A 12,165-nucleotide genomic window follows, 5' to 3' on the forward strand; every position below is an offset into this window, starting at 1 on the left:
ATGGAATGAAAGAAAAGAACGGAAGGTAGTTATGTTTGAACGGTTCACTGATCGCGCACGACGCGTGATTGTGCTAGCTCAGGAAGAGGCTCGCTCACTTCAGCACAATTATATTGGTACTGAGCATATTTTGCTCGGGCTTATTCGCGAAGGTGAGGGCATTGCCGCGAAAGCGTTAAGCTCAAAAGGCGTAGGCTTAGAAGGCACTCGCAAACAGGTTGAAGAGATGATCGGCAAAGGCACTGTTTCGCCTGCTGGTCATATTCCTTTTACGCCTCACGCTAAGCAAGTGCTTGAACTGAGTTTGCGCGAAGCTCTTCAGCTTGGTCACAGTTATATTGGTACTGAGCATATTTTGCTAGGGCTTATACGCGAAGGCGAAGGTGTGGGCACGCAAGTACTTATAAAGATGGAAGTTGATCTTGGAGACTTGCGAAGCACTACTGTTGATTTAATTCGTGGAGATAATGCTCCTAATGGTAGCGAGAAGGGCGAGTTAGCTAATGCTGGAAGTGTACAAGATAAGCGAAATCAATCCGGCTCTGCTCTTCTTGATCAATTTGGACGCAATTTAACATTTGAAGCTCAAGAAGGAAAGCTTGATCCTGTTATAGGTCGTTCTGAAGAAATTGAACGCGTTATGGTTGTACTTAGCCGACGCACGAAGAATAATCCTGTGCTTATTGGAGAGCCTGGAGTTGGTAAGACTGCAGTTGTAGAAGGTCTCGCACAGAAAATCGTTGAAGGCGATGTGCCGGAAACGTTAAAAAATAAGCAAGTTTATTCTCTAGACTTAGGTTCAATGATTGCAGGATCTCGCTACCGTGGCGATTTCGAAGAGCGCTTGAAAAAAGTGCTTAAAGAAATTAAAACACGCGGCGATATTGTGCTTTTTATTGATGAGATTCACACTATTGTTGGAGCAGGTTCTGCTGATGGAGCTCTTGGTGCATCCGATATGCTTAAACCAATGCTTGCGCGTGGAGAGCTACAGACAATTGGTGCTACTACTACTGACGAGTATCGCAAGTATATTGAAAAAGATGCTGCTTTGGAGCGTCGTTTCCAGCCGATTCAAGTTCCAGAACCTACAATTGCTGAAACAATCGAGATTCTTAAAGGATTGCGTTCTCGCTACGAAAATCACCATCATGTAACTATTACCGATGGAGCTTTACAGTCTTCTGCTGAGCTTTCTGATCGTTACATTCAAGATCGTCACCTTCCAGATAAGGCTATTGATCTTATTGATGAAGCTGGTGCGCGCTTGCGTATTAAGCGCTTGACTCAGCCGCCTGAGCTCAAAGAATTAAACCATAAGATTGCTAAGATTTCTGAAAAGAAAGATGAAGCAATCAAGCAGCAAGATTTTGAAGAAGCTGCCAATCTTCGCGACGATCAAGAAAAGCTTGAGAATGAAGCTGCAGAGAAGGAAAAGGCTTGGCGCGAAGGCGAGTCTAATGTCAAGATGGTTGTTGATGAAGACATGATTGCTTCCGTTGTTTCAAGCACTACAGGCATTCCTGTAGTAAAGCTTACTCAAGCGGAATCACAGAAGCTTCTTCAAATGGAATCTGAACTTCACAAGCGTATTGTTGGTCAAGATGAAGCTGTGTCTGCTTTAGCTCGCTCGATTCGTCGTGCTCGAGTTGGTTTGAAGGATCCTAAACGTCCTTCTGGATCGTTTATTTTTGCTGGTCCTACTGGAGTTGGTAAAACTGAGCTTGCCAAGGCGCTTGCAAACTTCTTGTTTGATGACGATAATGCCTTAATCAGAGTTGACATGTCAGAGTTTGCAGAAAAGTATGCTGCGTCTAGGCTTTTCGGTGCTCCTCCTGGATATGTTGGATATGAAGAAGGTGGCGAGCTTACTGAAAAAGTTCGCAGAAAGCCATTCTCTGTGGTGCTTTTCGACGAGATTGAAAAAGCTCATCCAGATATTTTCAACACGCTTTTGCAAGTACTCGATGACGGTCACTTAACAGACGGTCAGGGTAGAAAAGTGGACTTTAAGAATACGATTATTATTCTTACCACCAATCTTGGTACTCGCGATATTGCGAAGGCTGCAAATACTGGCTTTACACTTGGAAATAACGCTGATTCCACGTATCAGCGCATGAAAGATCAGGTTAATTCTGAGCTTAAGCGTCATTTCCGTCCAGAGTTCTTAAACCGTTTGGACGACACTATTGTGTTCCGTCAGCTTACGGAGCCAGAAGTTCGTCAAATTGTTGACATGGACGTGAAGTTGCTTAACGACAGGCTGTTTGATCGTCACATGTCTCTAGAAATTACGGATGCCGCTAAGAATTTGCTTGCACAGAAAGGCTTCGATCCTTTGCTTGGTGCACGTCCGTTGCGTCGCGTAATTCAGCGAGATATTGAGGATACTATTTCTGAAAAGATTTTGCTTGGTGAACTTTCTGACGGCGAACACATTAAGGTGGATGCTGAAGGCGAAGGATTGCTGGGGGAGTTCACAATTAAAGGCGAAAAGTTTGAGACAATAGACACAACTGCTGCTGTTGCTACTGAAGAAAATAAGTCTGAAGAAAATAAATCTGAGGATAATAAGTCTGAAGATAGCGAAAAAGAAGATAGCGCAGCTAAAGAAGATAGCAATAAGAATAAGTAAAGTTACACAATAACTAACTGAATACACTAAAAGCCCGGCGCGTAAACTCGTCGGGCTTTTTGTTTGAATAAATTTTATAAAAACGTATAAATTACTTAGCAGTTGTGTCAGACGCAGTGCACATTACATTAGCAGAAGTTCCAGTTGCGCTCTTATGAGACACTTCTTTGCCATCAACAGTAATTGAACATTCAACTTTGTAATTGTCTGGCGTTGGATTATCAACGTCTATTTTTGGCGATGCCATGATTGTCCAATCCTTTTGAGCATCCTTGCCAGTAAAGACTTTCTCCCAAACACCATTATTTGTGCTTTCATTGCTGTTAGAACCAGAAACTAATAAGTTAATATCAGTTGGAGCAGTGCCCTTAACTTGAATCTTCATCTCTTTAGCATTCTCATTGGCAATACCTTTTGCCATATTGTCTAGCTTTTTACTTGCTTTATCTAAGCCAGACTTAGCTTTATCTATAGAAGCACTAAAACTTGCTTGCATAGATAAAGTAATTACTATTGAAAGGATACCTAGAACAAGACCAGCGATTACCATTCCATGACCACGCTTGTGTCCTTTTTTACCAGTTGATTTCCAAGAGCATCCAGCAAAAATTATAGCAAGAATTCCAAGCACAAAGCACATATTATTAATAATTGGAACTACAGAAAATACAATGCTAATAATACCCAATACAAGCGCAGATACTCCAAGCCCACTCAAATGCTTGTTATTGTTATCATTATTCACTGGAGACATTTCCATATTCTCCCCATTCATCTTTCTTCCTTTCTTAATTCGATTTGAAAATTATGCAAAATTAGAGTCAGCCCCAAAATTTGCATACAACACAATAAAGTTTATTCACTTAAAAAAAAGCAATATTTTTTTCGAACTATGTGGATAAAAGGTTCAGTTACGAGTTTCACAATTCAACTGCGTATTGTTTCAGAAGAATGAATATGCTAGAGGGTCACACAAAACTTGTGACCCTCTGCTAACAGCAATCAACACTTCTTAATATAAATCCTGACTTGTAGAAACTACAGATTGGTTTTTCGTTTTATAGGTTTGCTTATATTAAATTCATTCCTTAGTCATGCGAATATAGGATTTGAAGAGAATTTCTAGGCGCTCGTCGTTATTAGAGCAAGGCTTTGTAGCACCAAAAGCAACATCTACTATTTTATCTAGCTCGTCATGAGCTTTGCGCAAATCTGTTGGCATGTATGTTTGGTCAGTTTCTTAACTCTTGTGTGCAATGAAACTTTTCCTTCTGAACTCTGAAACTATTGCTTTCTGTGTTATATATCCCAACACTCACCACGTCGAGAGTGTTGTATTGATGTCAAAGGCTGATTAGGTGGGTGCAAATTTGCCTTTGTGTAGCAAGGGTTTGCAAGGGCTATCGTTAAAAGGTTTAGTGAGTGGCGACTGTAAGATGGCTCGGAGCGATTTTTGAGCGCAGTTTGGCTGTATGAGGGAAGATATCAACGCTCTAGGGTCGAGTGCACAGGATGTTAACGTTAAAAAGTGCACCCACTTTGCACCCAGCCAAAAAGATATTGAAATATAAAGCAGAAAGAAATCTGTTTTAGGAGGTAAGCATATGTTGGTTATCGAAACATCACGCTTGCTATTGCGAAAGCCAGAGCCTAGTGATTTAGAACCTTTATTTCAGATCCATGCTGACCCGGCGACTAACCGCTATAATCCGGCAGGGCCTGTGCGTAATCGAGAGGTATTTCAGCAAGAATTAAATAGGTGGATCAAGCACCATGACCGGTATGGGTTTGGCTATTATGTCATCATTGATAAAAGTGATGCAGGGTACGTTGGTGCTTGTGGACTCAAGCATGTAACTATTCAAGGAGAGCCTTACTTAAATCTCTATTATCGGATTACTCCAGAGAAAATGCGTCGTGGATATGTTAAGGAAGCCGCACGAACGATTATTGATACTGTGCTTCGGCCAGCATCCAGTGATAATATAAGTGAACCAGAATGCCCACTGCTTCAATCTCATATTATTGTTGCCTTAACGTTAAACACTAATATTCCTTCCATACGGACAGCCATGACACTAGGGTTGAAACATGATCCTGCTTTGGATGACTATGATGGCAACGGGAATGTGTATTATTTTAGCGAAGATTATTTTGAACAAGGGAGATATCTGATAAATAATAATTAGGAAATTTTAGCAAAGATAAGCATGGCATGCTGGTTATTGCTGAGGCTCAGGCGCAAGTGGTACGAGATATCTTTGACTGATATTTAAAAGGCTTGAGCATCGGCGGTATTATTAAAAGGCTAAAAAATAGAGGTGTTAAGTCTCCAAAGGGAAAAGACATTTGGAGTAAACGGGCTGTTGAGAGTACTTTGACTAGGCGTAAATATGCAGGCGATGTGGCTATAGCAGATTCAGGCGGTTCTGACAGGCAATATTTGTATTCGGATCATCATTCCGGAATTATTTCTAAAGAGAAGTTTGAAGCCGTTGAGCTTGAGATGGCGGCTCGGAGTAATTTGGAAGTTGGAGAAGACGGAACGGTCAAACGCAAGTCTAAGAAATATAGCTCAAAAGTTAAAATGAAACCTGATTATTAGTATGTGCACGGGGAGGTGCTTAAGTAATGGATAATAAGAAGTTTATCGCAGAGACGAAAGATGTTCGTTTAACGGTGAAACGTGCTGATACCTTTGGTGTGAGCTTTGTTAACTGTGAACAAGATATATTGAGGGTTGAGGAAGAGCAAAATGTTATAAGGCTTATTCAAACTAAAAAAGTCTCAGCTTCGAATTGGGTGAGGTGGCTTACTCAGGGTATGCCTGAAATTGTTGTGAGTTTGCCACATGATGTGGAAGTTTGTGAGGTTGAATCTGATTCTAATCAAGTGCTCATCACGGATATTGAGATTGGTAAGCTTTATGTAGAAGTGAACAATGGCAAGGTAGAAGTTGTTAATTTGAAAGCGGATGATGTCTTTCTTAAATGTTGTAATGGGTCGGCTTCAGCAACAAACGTAGAAGTAACTCATGTTTGTACGCTTGATACGTTAAATGGCATGAGTATTTTAGAAGGAACAATCACCAAGGATGCAAGCCTTGAAGTAGATTGTAAGAATGGTGTCACCGAGGTTTCAGATAAGAAGAAGATAAATTGTAAAAACGATGGTTTTGCGCATTACATGGTGCACTGTCTTAATGGGAAAGCTATTGCGAAGTAGCAGGCATATAGATTAAAAAAGAAGCAATAAAACTTGATATAAGTTGGAATTAGAGCGTATATAGACATGCCAATAAAGGAGGAAGTCGTATATGCTCTATGTAAAATTTGATGATTTCGAAGATGTTAGTGTCATGGGAAATGAGAAAGACCATGGCTGTTTATTCCAATTAAGGATGGAAATGTGTATGCTGAGTGCGAACGGTGCGGTGTAGTTGAAAGGATCACCTCACCATGCGAATTCATTGCTAGCACATTTAGGTCAAGAGTGAACTTTAATGAAGGTTATGAACTTTGCGAGAAGTGCTTGCAAGAGGTTGAGTTTGTTACTGTCGCTTTGAGAACTGGAAAATTACCTAATCGAGAATTGAAATAACTGAAAAAGCAAAGCAGTGATAACCGTAGTAATACAGGAAAAACTAAAGGGTTAGACCAATTTCTGAAAATAGCCTAACAATCTCACGTTGAGACGGTTTGTTTGCTGCCAAAAGTATAGAAGTGAAAGACTTAAAAATCTCGAAATCAAAGAAATCTGGGAGTTAAAGCAGATGATTTTGAATCACGGTATTCTTCTTGTTATTGTTTAATGGGAATCCATCCAGACAGAAATTGTAGTATGGTTGGGTGAAAAAATGAAAACGGGCAGGTGCAATAGATGGATAGATACAAAAATTTATATATTGTAAAACAATAATTATGCTTTTAAAATACTTAAGAAATAGAAATTGATAAACGTTGGCAAAATAATACGGAGTATTCATATGAGTAAGAAATACAATGATGTGAGAATAAATTCAATTGAAAGAAATATGAAGAATAATCCTTTAGAATATTTGGATTATATTAACAAAAATAAAAATGAGGAAGAAATACTAAAAGTTTTAAAATACTCGGGTTTTTTTGTTACAGATAGAAATGAAACATTATTTAGTAACGATACTAAACGTATAATAAAAAATTGGGTTAAAGATAACCTTTCAGATAATAGTTATAAGAAATTTAAACGATTATCTAAAGAGGGTAATAAACTAAATAAAAAAAGAAATCAAATAAAAAAAGATATATTAAAACTCAGACAGATGAATTGTTCATATTTAAACTGGGTGGAAAGATTTAATGACGAAATATCTAAAAATTTAGATGAATTAAGTAAAACTTCATCTGAGTCTAAGCGACAACAATATCTAGTTTCTAGCGAAAATATCATTTTAGGATTAGGAACATTGCTTAGAGATGGATTTAAAAATAACAAGTCGACGTGTTTTCAAAATACTGATGATAAAAATTCAAATGATATCCTAGTTTTAATTCAGTTACTCAATTTAGTAAATGATATAATTGTTAATTGGATGTTCGGAGATGTGGAAGTAAATACTGGATTATTTAATAAATTATATATTAGAGAAAATCATGGAATAATTACGGATAGAATATTTTCATTTTTAGAGTACTATAATTTAAATAATGCTAAAAATTTGAAAGATTTTGATAATGAAAATGACATAATTAAATATTCGAATTCCTTTAGAGAAAAATTAAAAGAATTCTTTTATAGCGAAGACTTAACTGAAGAATACCTAGACATAAAACTGGAAAGATGGGTTTCCATCTACACTTATTTCTATAAACTAGCTATTAATGAGAAAAACGTACTAAAAATAGAAATAGAAAAATTAAAAAATGATTTACTTCAAAATAAATTTAGTGAAGCTGAAATAGAGGTTATTTTTAAGCATCTGGTATTTGGTCAAAGCAAAAATGATTTATTCTCATCATTTTTAATTGAATACAACAATTTTATACTTTTACTTCCGTCATTAATAAAAATAATTGAACCACTAAAAAGTGTAATGGTTCTTTTTACTAATAATAATGAAATATCGAAAAAGGGTTCAAAATATGAAGAAAACATACATAATTTATTATTGAGATACAATCTTAGTGCAATTAAGAATGTTAAAACAAGTAGTAATGGCGAGAGTTATGAATTAGATATTTTACTATATATAGATGATACACTGTTTGTCATTGAGTGCAAAACTCAATTTCAGCATGATAATGTGAGAGGATATTGTCGTAATAGTCAGGAATTAGACTATTACATTGAGAAATTCAAACGTAATTTAAAATATTTTACCGAGAATGAAAATGGTAAGAAAAGCATCAATTCAAAGCTTAAGGCTATTAAATGCAATATAAATAATGTAAATGTAGTCCCAGTTTTATTAACAAATATTTCTTATCCCTTTGTTGAAAGAGAGGGAATATATATTTTAAATGATACAAAGTTATACAATTTTATAACTGCCAATCAGCCCGTGGTACATTATTTTGATAATAAAAATAAGAAATATTTCCGAATAGGGATGTTATCTCCAGAATTGTTTAGAAATAAAAAAGCAAATACATTTATTGATTTTCTTAGAGATAACAATAATTATGAAATTAGCCCATGTTGTGCAATAGAAAAAATTTTTTTAAAAGAGAAAATTTTTAAAAGATATAAATTGTATATTACACGGCAAAATTTCAACAAAGACACATATTGTAAAAGAATAGAAAGGTACTGTAAACAAGAAGATGAATTTAATAGTATAAAATAATTTACTTGAATAGTTCTTAAGTTATATTTTCACAAACAGACTCAGATTCATTAAAACATGTCTCAAAAAGTATTCTATGTATGGGACATTATAGTCTGATACTATTTAACGATAACCTTATGCTATCGTTAAATAGTTTAGTCGATATGTTCCAACATACAGACAGGTTCACTTGACATACTTAGTGTTCACTTGTTTCACGTCGAGAGTGTCGTATTAATGTCAAAGGCTGATTAGATGGGTGCAAATTTGCCCTTGTGTAGCAAGGCTTAGCGAGGGCTATCGTTAAAAGGTTTAATACGAAGCGGCTTTAGGCTGGGTTCTCGCGGTTTTTGAACGTATTTTGTCTGTATGAGGGAAGATATCAACGCTCTAGGGTCGAGTGCACAGGATGTTAACGTTAAAAGTGCACCCACTATCAATAGTGTGCACTCAAAAAAGTGTATAAATACTACGAGTGCTCTCAATGTAGATTGAGAGCACTGTAAATGATGCCAAGCACAGATTAGCTGGGTGCGCTTTTGCTAATCACGTTTATATTTGTTGTTTCGTTTTATTTGTTATTTCGCTGCATTATTATTTAGTATCCCTTGTTATCTCATCTCTTTTTTACCAAATTGTGTTATTGCAATCAAAAATACGAACACAGATATTGCAATTGCACATAGCAAAAATGGGATAAGATTAAATCCGTTCCCTAGTCCTGTTGATGTAACTGCATGTAAAGAGCGGGAAACCATATATCCGCTGTAACAATAAGGATAAAATAGCCAAAGCGGAGTATTTGCTATTAATACGCCAGGAATTACAAGAAGTATATTTAATCCAACGGATAACATTGACTTTTCAAAAAGCACAGTAATAGCCCACATGACTATTACGCTTGGAATCATAGTCAAAAACAGATCTAAACACCATTTTAGTAGATACATAATTGGTAACGTTTCTGTAACTCCTGTGCTACTGGTTGCAAACAATCCTGCTATAACAAATACGGCAAAAAATACAACCATTTCCATAAGCAAATAAAATAACAGTACGCAAAATTTTGCAGCAGAAATCGCGTATCTGCTAACAGGCAGAGCCAACATTTTTAATATGCCGTTATTGCTTGTTTCACGTCCTGCAATCATCACGCAAATAACAATCATACTAAGCGGAAGCAGATAATATGAGTAGACTAATGCGCTTTGAATAAACATAGCAGACCACGCGTGTGTATATTCTGGAGTGAAGTATCTATGCAGGCTTGCTACACCAGATCCAACCACAATTAGCGGTGCAATAAAAATCAAAGGAACAATTTTACTCCGCTTTACTTTCGTAAATTCAATTTTAAGAAGTTCAAAAAATCTCATTTTCATAATCTCCTTATTCGTAGTGCAGCTTCTTAGCTGCCCACAATCCAGAACATAAAAACAGAATTGTTTCAACTATGGATACGATTACGACCGTAGTATTAGGTTGCGCGCTCATGGCAACTGCTGGTTTTAGCATAACTATAAAAGGTGATGCCATAAAAAGCACGATGTCTGAAGAAGCCAATGCCATGCCGCTTAAAAATCCTGCTACACCAATTCCAAGCGTTACCCACATGTTTTCAAATCGTGATGATACAAAAATCATAAAGGACAATACGGGCATTGATGTAATAAATGAATATGCGGCAAAAGATATAAGAGTACTTACATTAAACGTGCCTTGTGGCAAATCTGTTACACCGATTTTTGCAAGTGCTAAATTTTGTATGCAAATAGCGATTAGTAACAGAACGGTCAGCAGCATGAATTTGCATAGGTACATAGTTGGAACGCTCATAGGTAGCATATGCATCTTTTTTACTGCATTTCCCTTAAATTCCATGTTGTAGATAATGCATGCGGCGACTATTATGCCGAACATGTTTAACACCATAATCATGCCGTAAAGCTGTGTGAGAAGAATATCCATAGGAGCTAAAGGCAGGTTTAATAATGTATTTTTTCGTACAATGAAATTTACAAAAGCGTATGCTGCTCCCATAACGCCAATAGCAATCATAAGAGCTATAAAGCCAGTTCTCTTGCATTTTTTGAGTTCGATTACAAGCGTTTTCATAGTCTTGCACTCTGCTTCCTGATCTTATTGTCTTCATCGATCATGGATAGGAACATATCTTCCAAATTGTCGGAAGCAAAACCAGATTGTAATGCATGATGTCGTAGTTCATCTAAACTACCTTCAAATAGCAAGTGTCCGTGATTGAGTATTCCAATATCATCTGCAATAAGCTCAATTTCGGATAGCATATGAGAAGAAATAAGAATCGTGCAATCGTAAAGGTCTGGCAGTGACTTAATCAGATTTCGGATTTCGTGTATGCCAGATGGATCGAGTCCATTTGTTGGCTCATCTAAAATCAAAATAGGTGGTCTACCAAGCAATGCTCCAGCAAGACCAAGCCTTTGTTTCATGCCAAGCGAATATTTTTTTGCAAGACGGTCTCCAAACTCGGAAAGACCTACTAATTCTAATGCGTCATCAACTGCACTCTTAGGTAGTTCTAAAATGCGACGTATAATGTCAAGATTTTCTCTACCTGTTAGATTTGCATAGAAAGATGGGGATTCAATAAACGAGCCTATTTCTTTCAAAATAGGTATGCGGTCGGCAGGAAACTGTTTTCCGTCGATTGTAAATACGCCTTTTGTTGGAGCTGTAAGTCCTAGGAGCATTTTCATTGTTGTAGATTTTCCAGCTCCATTCGGTCCAAGAAAGCCATAAATGCTACCTTTGCGAATATGGAGTGAGACATCGTTAACAGCAATAAATGATTTATATTTTTTTGTTAAATGTTCTGTTGTAACAATATTGTTCATGGCAATATCTCCTTTCAGGATTTATGATATTGCGTCAACCTTTCTACAACATTCTCTTCACCTTACATCTACCTTACATTTTTATGCGAGGTCAAAAAATGAATATTCACATGGCATAATATATGTTAGGGGGCACTCCATGAATCAGGATGATTATTTGTTGAACAAGCATATTCTGCTTGTTGATGATGAGCAGGAACTTTTAGATATGGTTGTATCCATATTAAGCGAATATGGTTTTCATAATATAACTACTGCAAAAAGCATGAAAGATGCTGTAGAAGCAACACAAACATTACGTCCAGAATTAGCAATACTTGATGTTATGCTCCCTGACGGTAATGGATTTGAGTTAATGGAGAAGATAAAACAATATAGTGATTGTCCTGTTTTGTTTCTTACTGCTTGCGGTGAGGATGAAGATAAGTTTAAGGGATTTGACTTAGGAGCAGATGATTATATTGTAAAGCCGTTTCTTCCAAAAGAGCTAACTTTTCGCATTATGGCAATTTTAAGACGAAGCTATAAGAGTGAAAATCCCATTGTTAAACTGAAAAATAGTCAGATTGATTTTTCTTCTGCCCAAGTAATAAAAAATAACGAACATATTCCACTCACAGCCAAAGAACACGATTTACTTTCTGCTTTATATAGAAATGCGGGACGTATCGTAACAATTGACGCGTTATGTGAAGCTGCATGGGGTGATAATCCTTTTGGATATGAAAATTCTTTAATGGCGCATATACGTCGTATCAGAGAAAAAATAGAACTCAATCCATCGCAGCCTGTTTCTTTAATAACAGTTAAAGGCTTAGGATATAAGCTGATTGTGGAGTAAA

The 12,165-nt window shown here is 36.7% G+C and carries 11 protein-coding genes and 1 pseudogene; 7 read left to right on the forward strand and 5 right to left on the reverse strand.

Features of this window, described 5'->3' with window-relative positions; translation table 11 throughout:
* Nucleotides 1-31: 31 nt before the first annotated feature.
* Complete coding sequence (locus HXT57_RS03345; protein ID WP_119504413.1) at nucleotides 32-2,638, forward strand: ATP-dependent Clp protease ATP-binding subunit; 2,607 nt, start codon at nucleotides 32-34, stop codon at nucleotides 2,636-2,638.
* 91 nt (nucleotides 2,639-2,729) lie between these two features.
* Here the strand turns inward: HXT57_RS03345 and HXT57_RS03350 are convergent, their stop codons facing one another.
* Nucleotides 2,730-3,413 (reverse strand): DUF4190 domain-containing protein, encoded by a 684-nt coding sequence (locus tag HXT57_RS03350; protein ID WP_119504414.1) that lies wholly within the window; start codon nucleotides 3,411-3,413, stop codon nucleotides 2,730-2,732.
* Between the two features lie 306 nt (nucleotides 3,414-3,719).
* Nucleotides 3,720-3,860: a type IIL restriction-modification enzyme MmeI gene (locus tag HXT57_RS03355; protein ID WP_012914143.1), complete on the reverse strand. Its 141-nt coding sequence runs from the start codon at nucleotides 3,858-3,860 to the stop codon at nucleotides 3,720-3,722.
* A 382-nt stretch (nucleotides 3,861-4,242) separates the two neighbouring features.
* Between HXT57_RS03355 and HXT57_RS03360 the strand changes: the two genes are divergently transcribed.
* From HXT57_RS03360 to HXT57_RS03380, 5 genes and pseudogenes are all read left to right on the forward strand, one after another.
* Entirely contained in the window at nucleotides 4,243-4,827 is a 585-nt protein-coding gene (locus tag HXT57_RS03360) for a GNAT family N-acetyltransferase (protein WP_415697734.1), read from the forward strand.
* A 92-nt stretch (nucleotides 4,828-4,919) separates the two neighbouring features.
* The gene (locus tag HXT57_RS03365) at nucleotides 4,920-5,243 is read left to right on the forward strand and encodes a recombinase family protein (RefSeq protein ID WP_244261701.1); all 324 of its coding nucleotides are present in this window, start codon (nucleotides 4,920-4,922) and stop codon (nucleotides 5,241-5,243) included.
* Between the two features lie 26 nt (nucleotides 5,244-5,269).
* Nucleotides 5,270-5,863, forward strand: a complete 594-nt coding sequence (locus tag HXT57_RS03370) for a DUF4097 family beta strand repeat-containing protein (protein WP_012914145.1) — start codon at nucleotides 5,270-5,272, stop codon at nucleotides 5,861-5,863.
* A 91-nt stretch (nucleotides 5,864-5,954) separates the two neighbouring features.
* Nucleotides 5,955-6,238: pseudogene (locus HXT57_RS03375) on the forward strand (hypothetical protein).
* Nucleotides 6,239-6,623: 385 nt separating this feature from the next.
* Nucleotides 6,624-8,465, forward strand: coding sequence for a hypothetical protein (locus HXT57_RS03380; RefSeq protein WP_119504415.1), 1,842 nt, complete (start codon nucleotides 6,624-6,626; stop codon nucleotides 8,463-8,465).
* A gap of 593 nt (nucleotides 8,466-9,058) precedes the next feature.
* Here HXT57_RS03380 and HXT57_RS03385 read toward each other — a convergent pair.
* From HXT57_RS03385 to HXT57_RS03395, 3 genes are read right to left on the reverse strand one after another with little or no spacing between them, the layout of a single operon-like run.
* The gene (locus tag HXT57_RS03385; protein ID WP_076002862.1) at nucleotides 9,059-9,823 is read right to left on the reverse strand and encodes an ABC transporter permease; all 765 of its coding nucleotides are present in this window, start codon (nucleotides 9,821-9,823) and stop codon (nucleotides 9,059-9,061) included.
* A 13-nt stretch (nucleotides 9,824-9,836) separates the two neighbouring features.
* On the reverse strand, nucleotides 9,837-10,562 hold the full coding sequence (locus HXT57_RS03390) for an ABC transporter permease (RefSeq protein ID WP_012913764.1): 726 nt from the start codon (nucleotides 10,560-10,562) through the stop codon (nucleotides 9,837-9,839).
* A complete protein-coding gene (locus HXT57_RS03395) occupies nucleotides 10,559-11,323 on the reverse strand; it encodes an ABC transporter ATP-binding protein (protein ID WP_012913763.1) in 765 nt (254 codons plus the stop codon). The genes HXT57_RS03390 and HXT57_RS03395 overlap by 4 nt, the downstream gene beginning before the upstream one ends.
* Nucleotides 11,324-11,462: 139 nt before the next feature.
* Here HXT57_RS03395 and HXT57_RS03400 point away from each other — a divergent pair, with 139 nt between their 5' ends.
* Nucleotides 11,463-12,164, forward strand: coding sequence for a response regulator transcription factor (locus HXT57_RS03400; protein WP_076002863.1), 702 nt, complete (start codon nucleotides 11,463-11,465; stop codon nucleotides 12,162-12,164).
* Nucleotide 12,165: the final 1 nt, after the last annotated feature.

The organism is Gardnerella sp. KA00771 (assembly GCF_049244045.1).
GTDB classification, from domain to species: domain Bacteria; phylum Actinomycetota; class Actinomycetes; order Actinomycetales; family Bifidobacteriaceae; genus Bifidobacterium; species Bifidobacterium swidsinskii.